Here is a 16,574-nt window from a genome sequence, read left to right as displayed (position 1 = left end):
CCTACCCAATCAACTCATCGAGCGCGGCAAGAACATCCTCCACCTCGTGATTCACGAGTTGGTGCTGGTAGCGGGGGGCTTCGTCGAGCTCGGCGCGCGCGCCGACCAACCGCCGCTCAATCACCTCCGCCGAGTCGGTGCCGCGGGCGCGAATTCGACGCTCCAGCTCCTCAAACGAAGGCGGCAACAGCATCACCGTCAGCGCGTCCGGACGCAACTCCATCACCTCAATCGCGCCTTGGACGTCAATCTTCAACACGGCCACCTTATCCGCCGCCAACAGCTGCTCAAGGTGGTCCAGCGGCGTGCCGTAGTAGTTGCCGTGCACGTGCTTAAACTCCAAATACTTGCCCGCATCCGCGCGATCCAAAAAGGTCGGCACATCCAAAAACGTGTAGTCCAGCCCGTCGCGCTCGCCGACGCGAGGTGCGCGAGTGGTGTGCGCCACCACGCGTACAACGCGCGGGTTGCGCGCCTGCCATAGGTCCAAAACCGTGTCCTTGCCCACCCCGCTCGGACCGCTCAAGATTAGCAATCGACCACTCATCGCTTCTTCTGGAATAGATCGGCGATTCGGCCCGCGACCTTGAACGGATCGTGCCGGACATAGTCCAGTTCGTTCACAAAGTTGCCCAGCAGCACCTTAAAACCCATCGCGCGGATGCGGTCCACGTCGGGCTCCACCACAAACTGGTTGCTCGTGCGATATTTCTCCACCGTGGTCGCGCTCGGCACCCCGCTGTTCACGACGACGTAGTCCACCACGCGGTGCGGCACGTTTGCCTGCAACGCCACAAGGTGCTCGGCTGCGGTAAAGCTGTCGCTCTCGCCGGGCTGCGTCATCACGTTGCACACATAAATTTTCAGCGCGTTGCTGCGTTCAATCGCCTCGGCGATCTCCGGAATCAGCAGGTTCGGAATCACGCTCGTGAACACGCTGCCCGGCCCGATGGTGATGACTTCGGCCTCTTCAATCGCGGCGATCGCGTCGGCAAAGGGGGTGCAGTCGGGCGGCTCCACATACAGGCGGCGAATCCGACGCCCGCTGGCGGCAATCGTGGTTTCGCCGGTCACCTCGCTGCCGTCTTCCAGCATCGCTCGCAGGCCCACGCGCTCCATGGTGGAGGGCAACACCCGCCCGCGAATGTTCAAAACCTCGCTCGCCATTTTCAAGGCGCGGTCATAGTCGCCATCGGATCGCTGGATCAATCCGGCGATCAGCAAATTGCCCAAACTATGGCCGCTCAGGCTGCCCGCTTCCTTGCCAAATCGGTGCTGGAAAAGGTCGCCCACCACCTTTTCGGCGTCGGCCAACGCCACCAGACAGTTGCGGATATCGCCCGGCGGGATAATGCCCATTTCAGCCGAGAGCCGCCCGCTGCTGCCGCCGTCGTCGGTCACGGTGACAATCGCGGTGATGTTGCTGCTGTACTGCTTAAGGCCACGCAGCAGCGTACTGAGGCCGGTGCCGCCGCCCAGCGCGACGATCTTCGGGCCCTGCGCCAATTGCTGCCGCCGAACAAAGGTGTTCACCATGCCGGATTTCATAGCCGGGTTGAGCGTTTCAATGAGTCGCCGGAGCAACTTGCGCAGACCGCGAAACACCATGTAGAAGCCCAGCACCAGCGCGCCGCCGCCCAACACGTGGGTGACCTTTTCTACCTGCCCCTCCGGCACCAATCGGCTGACCCACGACGAGTAGTGCGTCGTCACGTTCTCCACGAGCGGGCCAAGAATCGCGCGGAAACTCACCATGAACCCCAGCGCAAACAAGATGAACCCAAAAACCGCCGCGATAATGGCGCCACGGACCCCCACGGTGGGGGCCAAAATGCGCCGGATGCGGTAGTTTTTGATCATCCGGCTGAGTTACTTGTCGTCCACAATCGTGCTCAAAATCGCGTTGATCCCGGAATAGAAAAGGCTACCGACGAACGCCGAAAGGAAGTCGCCGACCACCAACCCCAGCCGCATAGTGCCCACCCAGTAGAAAATCGCCGCGTTGATCACCAGCGAAAACAGGCCGAGCGTGAGACAGTTAAGCGGCAAGGCGATGAGCTTGAGCACCCGGCCCAGAGTTGCGTTGATGAGCCCCAGCACCACGGCGGCCAGCACGAGCTTGACAATGGCGTCGCTGCTGCTGGTGTCGGCGCTCATTTTCAGCCCGAGCATGGCGGTGATTCCCGCCGCAAGCACCAGCGCGACGGTCATCACGAGCCATCGCAGCAACCAATTTTTCATGCGTACATTATGACGGTTGCGCCGCCATACTAGGCCTATGTCATTTAGTTATTGCGCCTTTGTCCTCACAGATCGCGCACATCCGGTGCACCGCGATTATCACGACAACGAGTACGGATTTTGGACCGATGACGAAAGCCGTCTCTTCGAGCGCCTCGTGCTCGAGATCAACCAGGCGGGGCTCAGCTGGGAGACGATTCTCAAAAAACGCGAAGGTTTCTGGCGAGCGTACGAAGGCTTCGACGTTGACCAGGTCGCGGCTTACGGCGAGGCCGACGTCGCGCGTCTGCTCGCGGATCCGGGCATCATTCGCAATCGGCTGAAGGTCAACGCCGCCATCCACAACGCCCAACAGATCCAACAAATCCGCGCCGAGCACGGCAGCTTTTCGGCGTGGCTGGAAAGCCACCGCGCGCTGGACAAGCCAGCTTGGGTGAAGCTATTCAAGAACACGTTCAAGTTCACCGGCGGAGAGATCGTCGGCGAGTTCCTCATGAGCCTCGGCTACCTACCCGGCACGCACGACGACGATTGCCCGGCGGGCGTTAGAGCCGCGGCTTCTCGCCCAGCAAGCCCGCCAAAGTAGGCTCCATCGCCTTCGCCCAAATCTGATAGCCGTCCGCGTTCGGGTGGAGAAGGTCCGGCATCAGGGTCTTCCACATGTCGCCGTCGCGGGTCATAAAGTGGCGACCGATATCTAGGAAAGTCACCCGCTTATCGGCGAACCCGGCGATCGTGCCCGTCGCTTCCGCCACCTTCTGGCGATAGGGGTCGGCGGCGGTCGCGCCGCGTGGGAAAATGCCAAGCAGCAGCACCTTGGTCTTCGGCATGGTCTCTTCCAGCCTCACCAAAATGCGGCGAATGCCCAGCGCCGTGGCCGCCGGATCGCTAGAGCCGTGACCGATGTTGTTGGTGCCGATCATGATGACGGCGACCTTCGGTTTGAGGCCCACCATCTCGCCGTTCTCCATGCGCCACAACACGTGCTCGGTGCGATCGCCGCTAAAGCCAAAGTTGGCCGCGTTGCGCGAAGCGTAGTATTTGTCCCAAGTCGCCTTGCCATCGCCTTCCCACCCGTGGGTAATGCTATCGCCAATGAAAATGAGGTCGTAGCCGCCCTTCTTGGTTTTGGCCACGCATGCCTCGTGGCGTTCGCGCCACCATTGGTCTTGCAGACGATGGGCGGGGGTTACCGAAACCTGAGCGAGCGCGATGGCGGCAAAGAGCATTGCGCCAGTTTAGCCTAAGTGCCGAGACCGGGTGGCGGCGGATCTCCGAGGCCGCTGGGCGGGGGATCGCCGGGCGTCGTCGGAGTCGAGGGTTCTTCGTCCTCGACGAACTCGCCCTTGAGCTGGCCACTGCGCCACGACTCGTTGCCTTCCTTGGTGCTCACCTCAAACCAATTGCTCAGCACGTCGTCGCCGCGCGAACTGCGCATGCGCACGCCAAATGCCTCGCCCACCAAGCGCAGGCGGTCGGCCACGCCATCGTAAATGGCGCTCTTGCACCACACCTGCCGCCAACGTCCGCCGGCGAGTTCTTGCCGGGCTTGCGGGGAGCCAGAAATCTTGGCGCGCTTCACCGACTCGTCGTACCAATACTCGATCCGCTCAGCGATTACGCGAACCGGATACTTGCGCCGCGTCGCGGGATCCAGCACCTCGCGGTCGAGTTTGCGCGATTCATCGTCGGGTGGCGCCGCCGGACGCTTGGCCGCGATGCTCTCCGGCACCACCGGGCGGAGCGGCTCAAATTCCTCCTCGCGCAGGGTGTTGTCCTCCACCGGCTTGACGAGTAGCGCCACATCTTTCTCCAGCAAGACCCGCTTTTCTTTGCGGTAAATCGTGGCCGTCTCGCAGACCATGTTGACGTCCTTGCCGTAGTAACGCACCTTGCCCGTGACCTTGATCACGCCGGTCTTGCGGTTGTGGACGATCGTGTCGCCCTTCACCAAAATCTCGCCGTCGGTTGCCGAGGCGGTGCGGTAGGTCACGATTTCGCCGTCTGGCGAGGTGCCGCCGTCGGCCGAACTAAACTTCCAAATGGCCTTCTTCGGGCTGAGAGTTTCGTCTTGAACCGGCCCCTTCCAGGCCACGGCGCCCGTACTAAATGCGCCCGAGCCGAGCCGATAGCGCAGGTTCTTGGCGCTAATCTCGCCGCCGTAGAACTTGCCCTTAATCTCCTGCGGCACGCGCAATTCTTGGTCGGCCTGCACGAACATCAGCTCGGAGGAGTTGAGGTTAAAGTTCTTGTTGGTCAGGTTGACCAGCCCGTTGCAAAGCAGCATCCCTTCTTGTCGCTGCCAGCTACCTTCCTCGCCCTTAAAGCCAAACTGCTCTCCGCTTTTGCCACGGTAAAGGCCGTTCGAGACTTTGACAAAGTGGATGGTGTTGCGATCGCGCGTGACGGTTGCGCTTTGCACTGAGCAGGTTCCGACCTTCTTCTCGGCGGCGTAGAGTTCCAGATCGGCCGGACCCATGCTCAGCATCGGCACCGCATCGGAATCGCCCGCTGGGCGACGATAATCGGCCAGTAGGTCGAGGCGCAAAAACTGCTTGAGGCGCGGACCGCCCCAGTACACCGAGGCCCCGACAAACGCCACGGCCACGGCTCCCCAAAGCAGGTTCTTGCGCGAATTCACCATGGGTCAGACGCTTGGACCGGCGCGAAAGTCAAGGCTAAGATCGAGATTGGGCGCACTGTGGGTAATCCAGCCCACCGAAATCAGGTCCACGCCCGCCTCGGCGTAGGCACGCACGGTCTCGCTGGTGATGCCGCCGCTGGCTTCGGTGCGAGCCCGTCCCGCGATTCGAGCGATGGCAACACGCACCTCATCTGGCGACATATTGTCGAGCATGATCACGTCGGGACCCTCGGCGAGCGCTTCGTCGAGCTTGGCCATGGAATCCACTTCGACCTCGATCTTCACGAGGTGCCCCGCGTGGTTTCGCGCCGCGCGAATCGCCGCTGCCACCCCTCCGCAAGCGGCAATGTGGTTGTCCTTAATGAGGATCGCATCGAAAAGCCCGAACCGGTGATTGTGTCCGCCGCCGCAAGTGACCGCATACTTTTCAAACGCCCGCAAACCTGGCGTGGTCTTACGCGTGCAGACAATCTGCGTCTTCGTCCCGGCGACAAGCTCCACCATGCGCGCCGTGGCCGTCGCAACGCCGCTCATATGCCGCGCGAAGTTGAGCGCCGTGCGCTCCGCCCCGAGCAGCGCCCTTACCGAGCCCGTAATGCTCAGGAGGTCGGTCCGCGCGGCGACTGGGTCGCCGTCGTGAGCGAGCACTTTAATGGTCGCGGTGGAATGGAGCTTAGCGAACACCTGCGCCGCGACCTCCAACCCCGACACAACCCCCGCCTCTTTGGCGAGCAGCACCGCCGTGCCACGTTGGTCCGCGGGAATCGTGGCTTGGCTCGTCAGATCACCGGCGAGGCCAAAGTCCTCGGCCAGCGCGCGGCTGATCGCTTCGTCAACAAGATGCTGCGGAATGTTCATGCGGGCTCCTCGACCATGCGGTCTTCCAACGAAACGGTGGCCACGCTTGCCGTCTGATTCCAGGCAAGGCGCGAGTGTCGCCGCATCAAATCGTCGCTTTGCGGATGGTCACTGCGGAAGTGCGCCCCTCGCGACTCGCGACGCTCCAACGCGCTCTTGGCCATCATCAGGCCGGTGAGCGCGCGATTGGCCACCCCGTAGTTGTTGTTCCCGCTGAGTTCGAGAATCGCGGAAAACGTGCGGCACGCCTCGTTTAAGCCGACTTCGTTACGGTTCAGCCCGACCTTGTCCCACATCACTTCGCGCATCGTCGCGATGGAGGTTTCCCCGACCGGCGAGGTCATCATGTCGCGGATCATCGGCACTGAGTAAGGCAGGTGGACGGGCGCACTGGCGACCACCCCGTCGGTTTTAACCAGGATGTCCTCGGCGACGCGCGCGCCAAACACGACGGCTTCCAGCAGCGAATTCGAGGCCAGGCGATTGGCCCCGTGAACGCCTGTGGAACTGACCTCGCCACACGCCCAAAGGCCGCGCAAGCTCGATTGACCGCTCAACGTGACGTCAATGCCGCCCATGTGATAGTGGCAAGCCGGCGCCACAGGAATCAGTTCCGTCCGCGGGTCAAGCCCGATGCTCTGGCATTGAGCGAAGATGTTCGGAAACTCGTCCGGAAACCGCTCGCCAATCGCGGCCCGCGCATCGAGGCTCGGACGGTTGCCGAGCGCGATTTGATCGGCCACGCCCCGCGCCACAATATCGCGCGGCGCAAGCTCCGCGTCGGGATGAATCGGAACCATAAACCGCTCGCCATGCTTGTTGACGAGCACCGCCCCCGCGCCGCGAAGGGCCTCCGTAATGAGCGGCAACGGATCCACTGGCGTCAGCAAGGCCGTCGGGTGAAACTGGACAAACTCCAAATCGGTGAGCATCGCGCCCGCCCGAGCCGCGATCGCCAAGCCGTCGCCGCGCGCCTCCACCGGATTGGTGGTGAAGCGATAGAGCTGTCCGATGCCGCCCGTCGCGAGCACCACCGCCGACGACCGGAACAACAGCAGCCGATGCTGCTGACGAGCAACCAAACCAATGACATCGCCTTGCTCATTGAGCGCAAGCTCGGTCGCGAGCACGTCTTCGTGGACGCGAATGTTCTCGTGCTGGTGAACGCCCTCGATGAGCGCGCGCATCAGCTCGGCACCGGTCGCATCTTTGTTCGCGTGCAAAATCCGCGGCCGCTGGTGCGCGGCCTCGCGACCCAACGCCAAGTCGCCGGATTCGGTGAGGTCAAAGTTCGCGCCGAGATCGCGCAGAAAGTTCACCGCCGTGCTCGCCTGTTCGCTCAGCACCCGGGCCACGCCCGGGTCGGTTAGACCGGCGCCGGCCGCAATCGTATCGATCTCGTGCAGCTTGGCCGAGTCGCCATGCCCGACCGCCGCGGCCATGCCGCCTTGAGCCCAAAAACTACTTCCGCCGGTGAACAGCGTGCGCCGCGTGAGCACATGCACTCCGCGACCCGCGCACCGCAGAGCCACCGAAAGCCCGGCGATTCCCGAACCCGCCACCAAGACGGGCGCATCAACGACCTGATCGAACTGCGAAAGGTCGGCGGCAATCACGCGCCGCGAACCCCCGCCCGCACCTGCAGCATGCGATCAATTGCCTGTTGCGCGCGCACCCGAATGTCCTCCAGAATCGTGATCTCGAACTGCCCGGTTTCCAAACAGGTGATGATGTTGTCGAGCGTGATTTGCTGCATGTGCGGACACAATTTGCAGGGCCGGACGATCTCAACTTCGGGGTTTTGGGCGGCCACGTTGGCGCTCATCGAGCATTCGGTAATCAGCGCAATGCGCTTAAGTCCCGACTCGCGAACCATGCGCGTCATGCCGCTGGTCGAGCCCACGTAGTCGGCCTCATTCAAGATTTCGGGCGGACACTCGGGGTGCGCCATCACCATGAGGCCGGGGTACAAGCGGCGAAGCTCAAAAATGTCTTGCGGCGTAAACCGCTCGTGCACCATGCAAGAGCCGGTTCCGTTGATAATCCGCACCTTCGTTTGGCTCGCCACATACTTGCCCAGGTACTGATCGGGCAGAAAAATGACCTCGGGCACACCCAGGCTCTCCACCACCTCAACCGCGTTCGCGCTGGTGCAACAGATGTCCGACTCGGCCTTCACGTCGGCGTTGGTGTTGACGTAGGTGACCACGGGCACACCTGGATGCTGGGCCTTGAGCACGCGCACGTCGGCGCCGGTGATGCCCTCCGCCAGCGAACAACCAGCCTCCAAGCTCGGGATGAGCACGGTCTTGTGCGGGTTCAGCACCTTGCTCGTCTCGGCCATGAACTTGACGCCCGCCTGCACGATGATGTCGGCTTCCACCTTGGTGGCCTCGCGCGCGAGTTGCAGGCTATCGCCTTGCACGTCGGCTACGGTCAGAAAAATCTGCGGACTCTGGTAGGTGTGGGCGAGAATCACCGCATTCTTCTGCCGCTTTAGCTCCAAAATACGCTCAATTTTGGGCCGATGGATCTCCCATTCTGCCTCGGGCATCGCCCGCAAAGCGACCTCACGAATCGCGTCCATGTTTGGCGAATGTGCCACGTTGTTAAGTGTACTACGCTGGGATGACCTTAGGAATCTTGCGCCGCGGGGAATGATTCCCTTGTCCGTTCGGTTAAAACCGTCAGTATGAGTCGCCCACTTGAATTTGACGACATCCTGCGGATCAAGTCGATCAGCCATGTCGCCGTGTCGCCCGATGGCAAACAGGTGGTGGCGGCGCTCAAATCTGTCGCCACGCCCAGCACCTACCAAACCAACCTCGTGGACTGGTCGAACGGGCGCCCCAAGCGTCTGACGAAAGGCCGCGTTTCCGATGGCCAACCGCAGTTCTCCGCCGACGGACGGCTCTTCTTTGGCAGCAACCGCAACAAGCCCAAACCGGCGGTGTTCACGCTCAAGGATGGCAAGCCGGAGCTGGTGTTCGAGATGCCCGAAGGCAGCATCGGCGCGATGAAGGTCTCGCCCGACGGCAACAAATTCGCGTTTCTCTATCGGCCCGCCGACCCCCACGCCACCAAGGCCGCCAAGGCCGAACGCAAGCGCGCCAAAACCAGTGAGCCGCCTCTGGCCTTCAGCCAGTTTCCCTGGCGATTGGACGGCGACGGCGAATTCGGCGACCGCACCTGGCACCTCATGGTTTGGAGCGGCGGCAAAGCCGAACCGCTCGGCGTCAGCGATTGTTGGGCGGGCATTGACTTCGCTTGGCTCCCCGATTCGTCGGGTCTCGTGGTCGCCCACGATCCGCGCACGGAGCCGTTCATGGAGTATTCCGCCGACATTCTCGAACTGTTCCCGCTCAAAGGCGAGCGAAGAGTTCTGAACTCAGGGAACGGCGGCAAGAGCATGGTCTCGGTGAGCCCCAGCGGCGAGCTAGTTGCCTACGTGCTCGACCCATCGGAGCCGCATCACTGGGGGATTCGCCGGCAACAACTCGGCGTGGTGAACCTGAAAACCGGCGCGCATCGGCTTGTGATGGCTGACCAAGACCTCTTGTTTAGCGGCCATCCGCTGGGCGATGCCCGCGACGCCAGCAACCCGCAGATCCTGTGGCTGGACGAGGACCGGGTGGCGATTCCGTGGTCCGAGCGCGGCGACTACGCGCTTGCCGAGGTCAACCTGGCCACCGAAACGGCGACAAAGATCGCGCATATCACCGGCGAGGTTCACGTGACCGCGCACCACAAGGGTCAGTTTTGGGGCTGGATTTGCACCCCCGAGTCGCCCACGGAAATGGTGACCATCAAGGGCGGCAAGATCAAGCTTCTCGCGCCCGTCAATCGCGATTGGCTTAAGGACTGCGAGGTTGCCCGCCTGGAAGAACTGCACGTCCCGGTTCCAGGCAGCTACGACCTGCATGCCTGGCGCATCCGCGCGGTGGGTGCCAGCAAAGGTAAGCGCCCGGCGGTCATCAGCGTGCACGGCGGTCCGGCTTGCTTCTATTCGCCGACGTTCTTCTTTGAGATGCAGATGTTTGCGGCGCACGGCTTCGAAGTGTTCCTCAGCAATCCGCGCGGCTCGACCAGCTATGGCGAGGAGCACGCGCGCTGCATCCTCGGCGAATGGGGCCAACAGGATTGGGCGGACGTCAAGGCGCTAACCGACCACGCGAAGGCCGATCCCGAGGTGGATACCGACCGCGTGAGCATTGTCGGCGGCAGCTACGGCGGCTATATGGTCAACTGGGCCATTGCCCACGACCCGACGTACCATCGCGCGGTGAGCGATCGTTGCGTGAGCAACTTGCTGAGCAAGTGGGGCAACAGCGACTACCCGTTTGTGCCCGACGGCGTATGGCCCGGCTGCGCGTTTCGCGACGACATTGATGTGCTGTGGGAATGCAGCCCAATCAAGCACATGGGCAACGCGAAGACGCCCACGCTCATCATTCACTCGGTGGGCGATTTGCGCTGCCACATTGAGCAGGGCGAGCAGGTGTTTACCGCGCTGAAAATGCTGGGCGTGCGGACCCGGATGGTGCGCTACCCGGTGACGACGAGCCACGGACTAAGCCGCAACGGACCGCCCGATTTGCGGATTCACCGCCTGCAAGAGTACGTCGCCTGGCTGAAAAGCTAGCGGTTGAGCAGCTCGCGAAGGCGATCGCTGGCTACCGCGCGCAGTTTCTTCATCGCCTGAAGTTCGATCTGGCGGATGCGCTCGCGGCTGATTTTGAGCTCACGGGCGAGGTCGTCGCGCTCCATTCCGTCGCCGTCGGTGTCCATGCGAAGGCGATTCGCCATCACGCGTCGCTCGCGCTCGCTGAGTTCCATCATGATCACGTGAAGCTCTTGCGTGAGTTCTTGCGTGATCATGCCTTCAGCGGCATCCATTTCGGTGTCGGGCACCATCACGCCGAGCGTTGAGGATTCGGCGTCGCCGACCTTGGAATCGAGACTCAGCATTTCCTGACCGGAAAGCATGATGTGCTGAAGTTTACGGGGGCTAATGCCCATGGCCGCGGCCAGCTGATCGTGGCTGGGCTCGGTGCCAAGTTCGCGGGTTAGGCGGACTCGCTCGCGGTCGATGCGGCGCAGGCTCTGGGAAATGTGGGCGGGCAGGCGAATCGCCTTGCTCTTGTAATCAATGGCGCGGCCAATGCTCTGGCGGATCCAGTGGGTTGCGTAGGTGCTAAAGCGGAAACCCTTGCTGGGGTCAAAGCGATTGATCGCGTGCATCAGGCCGATTGCGCCTTCTTGCACAAGGTCTTCGAGGGGGAAAGTGCGGCTGCGATAAGAGCGGGCGATGTTGATAACCAACCGCATGTTGGATTCGATAAGGCGCTGACGAGATCGGGCGCAACCACCTTGGGCTGATGTGGTCAGACCCGTTTCTTCCTCCGCCGACAACAGGGGTTCCTGCGTAAGCCGGTTAAGGTAGCTTGGTACGCTTTCCTCGTGATCCATCGAATCGAAGAACATAAGTCGCTCACCGGTCTTTCCGAACAAGACCGACTGAGACTGAATTGCAATTAATGTGCCAACGCGCCAACATTAGCCCCTGAGCACACCCCTATTGACGCCGCCCACTTCACTCGGGTTCCGAAGAAAAATGGGAATCTGGCTCTCAGATTCCCATTTTTACCGATTTAGTTCCCGCGTGTCAGCTTTTGGCTAAAACCCAGTATCTTTGGCAGGGTTTCCTTTTTAGAACTCGGCGAACCCATCTTGGTGCATGGTCTCAATCCGGCGGATCGTGCCGGTGTCGGACCGCATTTCGATGGACTCGGTGTAGGCCGCGCCGCGCTTGTAGCGCACGCCCTTGAGCAAGTCGCCGCTGGTGATGCCGGTGGCCACGAACACGACCTTCCCGCGAGCCAAATCTTCCGTGCGGAACACCCGGTTGACGTCGCCATCCACCATGTTCACGGCGCGTTCGCGCTGCTCGTCTTTGGTGAAGACGAGGCGGGCTTGCATGCCTCCTCCGCAGCAAAGTACGGCGGCGGCGGAAAGAACGCCTTCGGGCGCACCACCCGTGCCCATCAGGCCGTCCACGCCCGAATCCGGATCGAGGGCGGCAATGGCCACCGAGAGGTCGCCATCGGGAATGAGGTGAACCCGTGCGCCGGCGTGGCGCACTTCGTCAATCAGCTTTTCGTGGCGGGGACGATCGAGAATGCCGATGATCAATTCGTCCACATCCTTGCCCTGGGCCTTGGCCATCAGCCGCACGTTCACCGCGGGCGGGAGAGTGATGTCGACGATGTCTTTGCATTCCGGGCCGACGACGAGCTTTTCCATGTAGCAGTCGGGGGCATGCATCAGCCAACCGCCGGATTCGACCGTGGCGGCCAAGACCGCGATGCTGTTGGGAGTGCCGTTGGCGCACAGATTGGTGCCTTCGAGCGGGTCCACCGCAATTTGCACTTTGGGGCCCGTGCCGGTGCCGAGTTCCTCGCCGATGAAGAGCATCGGGGCCTCGTCGCGCTCACCTTCGCCGATGACGATGGTGCCCGCCATCGACATCTCGTTGAGTTTGAAACGCATTGCCTCGCAGGCCGCACGGTCCGCTTCGTCGCGATTCCCCTTGCCGACCCATCGAGCGGAAGAAAGCGCCGCTGCTTCCGTAACCTGCAGAAAATCCAGATTGTCCAGGCTCATGTTTTTATCGAACCACGCTGTTCGTGGTGATAGGATACATGATCGGGTGCCGGAGGCGTTTTCGTTCGCCGGATTCTTTGTGCGTTCCGTTAACTTCGGTTTTGCCCCCGAACTTGGGCCGCCGAATCACCCACCCGCAGTTGCTGATAGCCGACTAGCTCTGCCGCAACTTCGCGAACAACAGAGATTCCAGCTCCTCGCGGACTGGCTCGGACTCGATTTGGTCCAAAACCTCGGCGGCGAAGGCGTACACCAGCAGCGCGCGAGCTTCGCTCGCGGGGATGCCGCGCGACTGCAGATAGAACTGCATCGACGTTTCCAAATGACCGACCGTCGCGCCGTGCGTGCACTTCACGTCGTCGGCGAAAATCTCCAGCTGCGGTTTGGTGTTCATGGTCGCCGTCGGCGAGAGGAGCACCGTTTGGTTTGTCTGCTTGGCGTCGGTCTTTTGCGCGTCTTGGTACACGAAAATCTTGCCGTTAAACACCGCCGTACTCTTGCCGTCGAGCAAGTGCTTATAAGCCTCAAAGCTCTCGCAGTTCGGCATTGCGTGGTCCAGGCGCGTGTGGTTGTCCACCAACTGCTCGCCGGCGATGCACGTCACGCCATCCAGGCGGGTGTGCGCGTTCTGGCCGATGATCGCGCAGTTCACATCGTTGCGGGTGAGCAGGCTGCCGTACGACACGTTGTAATGCTTGAACGTGCAATCGCCGCTTTGCTCGACTTCGGTCAGGGCAATATGGCGAGCGGCCGGGCCTTCAATCTGCAACTTCACGTACTCGATCTTCGCGTTCGGCGCGATCCAAGCTTCGGTCACGGGCAGGCTCAAGGTGGGCTCCGAACCGAGCGTGGCGTGGACTTCGACGATCGTCGCTTCCGCGCCGGACTCGGCCACGAAGTACACCCGCGGCGACACCCGAGTTGCCGAACCCGTCGTCAAGAACAAGAATACGATCGGCGCGGCGACCTGCGCATCCTTCTCCAGACGGCAGTAAACGCCGTCAGTAAAGGTGGCCGTATTCAGCCGTGCGAAGAGGTCAATCCCGGGCTTGCGGAGCACGCCGTGGTGCGCGGCGACTTCAAACGAAGTCGTGTCGAGATCGGCGAGTTGACCGAGCTTATCGGCCTTGCCCATGGAGATCGCCGCTGCCAGTCCTTCGACCGCCAAACCTTCAAGACCATGCGACAGGTCGGCGCGGAACGTGCCGTTCACGATCACGGCCAGGCTCTCGGCTTGCGAGGCGACCGGAATATCCAGCAGGTCCGCCGCCGAAACGGTGGCCGCCACCGGCTCTTGCCAGGTGATCTCGCTCAGCAAGCGCATGGGGATGTAGCGCCACTCTTCCGATTGGTGCGTGGGCAACGTCACTCCGCCGAGCATGTCCCAGGCGCGGGTTTGCAGCGACCCGGCGACGGTGCGACCGGTCGGCGTGGCGTTGAGAAGTTGGGTGGGCAATTCGGTAACCATGCTCGCGTCAGACTCCGGCGGCGACCTCGTCTTCTAGCCAACTGTAACCGCGTTCTTCCATCTCCAGCGCCAGGTTCTTGTCGCCGCTCTTCACGATGCGACCGCCCATGAGCACGTGGACAAAATCGGGCACGATGTAGTTCAGCAAGCGTTGGTAGTGCGTGATCACCAGGATGCCCCGCTCGCCGCCGCGCAGGGCGTTCACGCCGTCGGCGACCACGCGCAGGGCGTCAATGTCCAGCCCGCTGTCGGTCTCATCCAGCACGGCAAACTTCGGCTCCAGCACGGCCATTTGGAAAATCTCGTTGCGCTTCTTTTCGCCGCCCGAGAAGCCTTCGTTCACGCTGCGCTTCAGCAGGTCTTCGCTCAGGTGGAGCAATTCCAGCTTGCTGCGCATGAACTTCATAAAGCTCATCGAATCCATTTCCGCTTCGCCGCGTGCCTTGCGCACCGCGTTCAGAGCCGTGCGCAGGAAGTAGGTGTTGCTCACGCCGGGAATTTCAATCGGATATTGGAAGGCGAGAAACACGCCCGCCGCGGCTCGCTCTTCGGGCTCCATTTCCAAAATGGATTCGCCCTGAAACTGAATGTCGCCCTCGGTGACCTCGTAGCCGTCCTTCCCCGCGATGATGTTGGCAAGGGTGCTTTTGCCCGAGCCGTTCGGCCCCATGATGGCGTGCACCTCGCCGGGATTGATCGTCAGGTCAATGCCTCGGAGGATCTCTTTGTCCTCGACGCGCGCGTGCAAATTCGAAATCTGAATCATGGGAATCGTCTCGTTCTACGAACCACGCCGGGGGAATGTTAGGCGAGGTCGGAATCTGTACTATTTTGGCACGATTCGGCGGTGCATTTCAAGCTGGTTCGTTCGCAAGTAAACCCCGCACAAGCTTCGGCACCCCAAGCGAGGCGGGTTCGTTGATTACTTCCAGACGACCCTCGAGCCAGCCAATGCGGGGCGGATCGGGGTCAATGAGCACGATGCGCTCGGCCTGCGTCATGTCCACCAGCCCGGCGGCGGGATACACGTTGAGGCTCGTGCCGATCACAACAAACACATCCGCTTGCATCGCCCAGTCCGTCGCCAGCTCAAACCCATAGGGCGTTTCGCCAAAGAAGCACACATGCGGGCGCAGCTGCGAACCATCGGGCGCGAGGTCGCCCACAATAATGTCGTCGCGCGCCTCCATCACCAGGTTGAAGTTCTCCATGCTGCGCACCTTGAACACCTCGCCGTGCAGGTGGTGTACTCGTCGCGATCCCGCGCGCTCGTGGAGGTCGTCAATGTTCTGCGTAACGATCTGCACCTCAGTGTGGCGTTCCAACTCGGCCAGGGCGTGGTGGGCCGCGTTGGGCTCGGCGCTCGCGGCCTCCCGGCGACGCAGGTTGTAGAACTCGAGCACCGTCGTCGGGTCGCGTTGCAACGCCTCGGGCGTGCAGACGTCCTCAATCCGGTACTCCGCCCAGAGTCCCGTGTCGGATCGAAACGTCGCCAAGCCCGATTCCGCCGAAATCCCCGCGCCGGTGAGAACAACCACTTTCACGGTTAGAAACATAGCAAAAATTGCGCCCGACGCGCCACGCCATGCCGCAGTTACGGTCAAAATAGAAAATACGGGGATTCATAAATAATCCAAAAATCTTGCGAAACACCCGGCGGGTGAAGGCGTTTGATGGATCGAACAATCCTTTACGGATAAAGGTAACTATGAAAACAATGAAAGTCTTGACAGTGGCAATCGCCTTCGGTTCTTTTGCAACAGCGGCATTTGCCGAAACTTATGGTCTGGTCATGGGTGTTAACGATTACCCGAACCCCACCGACGCAACGGGCAACCCGTTTAAGGACGAAAACGGCAAGCCAGTGGACAACAAGCTGAGCGGCTGCGTGAACGACGCCAAGGCTTACTACGATCTTCTGCAAAAGAAGTACGGGGTCAAGGCCGCTAATCTCAAGATGATGGCCGACAAAGAAGTGACGGGCGAGAAGTTCGTCGACGCGGTGCGCTGGCTGGTGCAAAGCGCCAAATCGGGCGACCACGTGTTCTTTCAGTTCAGCGGCCACGGTTCGCAAATTGACAACAAGGAAAAGGCAAGCGGCAAGCAGTCGGTTATCGTTCTGCAAGACATGCGCTTGGTGACGAGCGACTTCTTTAAGGAACTCGGCCCGCTCCTTCGCAACGCGGGCATCAGCAGCACGTTCCTCTTTGACAGCTGCTTTGCCGGTGGCATGAGCAAACCGCCCGCCACGCTCAACGAAATCCTCGGCCTGGACAGCATGGGTGTCATGTTCAAGAAGGGTCTAAAAATCCGACCCGGTAAGAACCGCTACTTGTTGCCGAAGAACATGGTGAAGGCACAGATGGCGCTCGCCAACAAACTCGCGGCAGTTTCTCAGACAGTGAAGGCTCGCTCGATGGCCGGTACCGAAGCCACCACGTGCTTCATTTTCGCCAGCAAGGACAACCAAACCAGCTCCGACGTGAGCGGCCCGAACATGCAAGCGCACGGCTTGTTCACGCTGGTGCTCAATGCCGTTCTGAGCGAGGAACCCGCCCTGCCGATCGGCGACACAGTGAGCGCGATTGCCGAACTGCTCGATGACAAGGGCTTTACGCAGACGCCGAACGCCGAGGCAACCTCGGCCGATCGCATTAACGCATCGTTCCTGCCTCTGTAAAAACCCCGCACTGGGCGGGG

Annotated in this window: 16 protein-coding genes; 3 read left to right on the top strand and 13 right to left on the bottom strand. The window is 61.4% G+C overall.

Annotation, left to right across the window (positions count from 1 at the left end; genetic code table 11):
* Position 1 precedes the first annotated feature (1 nt).
* From gmk to JNJ45_09540, 3 genes are read right to left on the bottom strand one after another with little or no spacing between them, the layout of a single operon-like run.
* Positions 2-547, bottom strand: a complete 546-nt coding sequence (gene gmk, locus JNJ45_09550) for a guanylate kinase (GenBank protein MBL8048911.1) — start codon at positions 545-547, stop codon at positions 2-4.
* Positions 544-1,860 carry a uridine diphosphate-N-acetylglucosamine-binding protein YvcK gene (gene yvcK / locus JNJ45_09545; GenBank protein ID MBL8048910.1) on the bottom strand — a complete coding sequence of 439 codons (1,317 nt, stop codon included), beginning with the start codon at positions 1,858-1,860 and terminating at the stop codon, positions 544-546. The genes gmk and yvcK overlap by 4 nt, the downstream gene beginning before the upstream one ends.
* A gap of 9 nt (positions 1,861-1,869) precedes the next feature.
* Positions 1,870-2,241 carry a phage holin family protein gene (locus JNJ45_09540; protein ID MBL8048909.1) on the bottom strand — a complete coding sequence of 124 codons (372 nt, stop codon included), beginning with the start codon at positions 2,239-2,241 and terminating at the stop codon, positions 1,870-1,872.
* A gap of 37 nt (positions 2,242-2,278) precedes the next feature.
* Here JNJ45_09540 and JNJ45_09535 point away from each other — a divergent pair, with 37 nt between their 5' ends.
* Positions 2,279-2,827, top strand: coding sequence for a DNA-3-methyladenine glycosylase I (locus JNJ45_09535; protein ID MBL8048908.1), 549 nt, complete (start codon positions 2,279-2,281; stop codon positions 2,825-2,827).
* On the opposite strand, the gene JNJ45_09530 is transcribed toward JNJ45_09535, so the two are convergent.
* Genes JNJ45_09530 through nadA form a run of 5 tightly spaced genes read right to left on the bottom strand, consistent with a single transcriptional unit; the run spans position 2,787 to position 8,348 of the window.
* Positions 2,787-3,470: a hypothetical protein gene (locus JNJ45_09530; protein MBL8048907.1), complete on the bottom strand. Its 684-nt coding sequence runs from the start codon at positions 3,468-3,470 to the stop codon at positions 2,787-2,789. The two genes, JNJ45_09535 and JNJ45_09530, sit on opposite strands and share 41 nt — an antisense overlap.
* A 14-nt stretch (positions 3,471-3,484) precedes the next feature.
* Complete coding sequence (locus tag JNJ45_09525) at positions 3,485-4,885, bottom strand: hypothetical protein (GenBank protein MBL8048906.1); 1,401 nt, start codon at positions 4,883-4,885, stop codon at positions 3,485-3,487.
* A gap of 3 nt (positions 4,886-4,888) precedes the next feature.
* A complete protein-coding gene (gene nadC, locus JNJ45_09520; GenBank protein ID MBL8048905.1) occupies positions 4,889-5,743 on the bottom strand; it encodes a carboxylating nicotinate-nucleotide diphosphorylase in 855 nt (284 codons plus the stop codon).
* Entirely contained in the window at positions 5,740-7,359 is a 1,620-nt protein-coding gene (locus JNJ45_09515; GenBank protein ID MBL8048904.1) for an L-aspartate oxidase, read from the bottom strand. Before JNJ45_09515 ends, nadC begins: the two co-directional genes overlap by 4 nt.
* The gene (gene nadA / locus JNJ45_09510) at positions 7,356-8,348 is read right to left on the bottom strand and encodes a quinolinate synthase NadA (protein MBL8048903.1); all 993 of its coding nucleotides are present in this window, start codon (positions 8,346-8,348) and stop codon (positions 7,356-7,358) included. The genes JNJ45_09515 and nadA overlap by 4 nt, the downstream gene beginning before the upstream one ends.
* Positions 8,349-8,435: 87 nt before the next feature.
* Here nadA and JNJ45_09505 point away from each other — a divergent pair, with 87 nt between their 5' ends.
* Positions 8,436-10,385 (top strand): S9 family peptidase, encoded by a 1,950-nt coding sequence (locus JNJ45_09505; protein MBL8048902.1) that lies wholly within the window; start codon positions 8,436-8,438, stop codon positions 10,383-10,385.
* Here JNJ45_09505 and JNJ45_09500 read toward each other — a convergent pair.
* The 5 genes from JNJ45_09500 to JNJ45_09480 form a co-directional block, all read right to left on the bottom strand.
* Positions 10,382-11,212 carry a sigma-70 family RNA polymerase sigma factor gene (locus tag JNJ45_09500; GenBank protein ID MBL8048901.1) on the bottom strand — a complete coding sequence of 277 codons (831 nt, stop codon included), beginning with the start codon at positions 11,210-11,212 and terminating at the stop codon, positions 10,382-10,384. The genes JNJ45_09505 and JNJ45_09500 overlap by 4 nt on opposite strands.
* 240 nt (positions 11,213-11,452) lie before the next feature.
* Positions 11,453-12,406 carry a class II fructose-bisphosphatase gene (glpX, locus tag JNJ45_09495; GenBank protein MBL8048900.1) on the bottom strand — a complete coding sequence of 318 codons (954 nt, stop codon included), beginning with the start codon at positions 12,404-12,406 and terminating at the stop codon, positions 11,453-11,455.
* 154 nt (positions 12,407-12,560) lie between these two features.
* The gene (gene sufD, locus JNJ45_09490; protein ID MBL8048899.1) at positions 12,561-13,874 is read right to left on the bottom strand and encodes a Fe-S cluster assembly protein SufD; all 1,314 of its coding nucleotides are present in this window, start codon (positions 13,872-13,874) and stop codon (positions 12,561-12,563) included.
* A 7-nt stretch (positions 13,875-13,881) separates the two neighbouring features.
* The gene (gene sufC, locus JNJ45_09485) at positions 13,882-14,646 is read right to left on the bottom strand and encodes a Fe-S cluster assembly ATPase SufC (GenBank protein ID MBL8048898.1); all 765 of its coding nucleotides are present in this window, start codon (positions 14,644-14,646) and stop codon (positions 13,882-13,884) included.
* 82 nt (positions 14,647-14,728) lie between these two features.
* Positions 14,729-15,418 (bottom strand): NAD-dependent deacylase, encoded by a 690-nt coding sequence (locus JNJ45_09480; protein MBL8048897.1) that lies wholly within the window; start codon positions 15,416-15,418, stop codon positions 14,729-14,731.
* 248 nt (positions 15,419-15,666) lie between these two features.
* Between JNJ45_09480 and JNJ45_09475 the strand changes: the two genes are divergently transcribed.
* Positions 15,667-16,554: a caspase family protein gene (locus tag JNJ45_09475; protein MBL8048896.1), complete on the top strand. Its 888-nt coding sequence runs from the start codon at positions 15,667-15,669 to the stop codon at positions 16,552-16,554.
* Positions 16,555-16,574 lie beyond the last annotated feature (20 nt).

The sequence above is a fragment of the Chthonomonas sp. genome, assembly GCA_016788425.1.
Classification (GTDB): domain Bacteria; phylum Armatimonadota; class Fimbriimonadia; order Fimbriimonadales; family Fimbriimonadaceae; genus JAEURQ01.
Note: the sequence above shows the minus strand (reverse complement) of the source record. Positions and strands in the feature narration are given on the sequence as shown.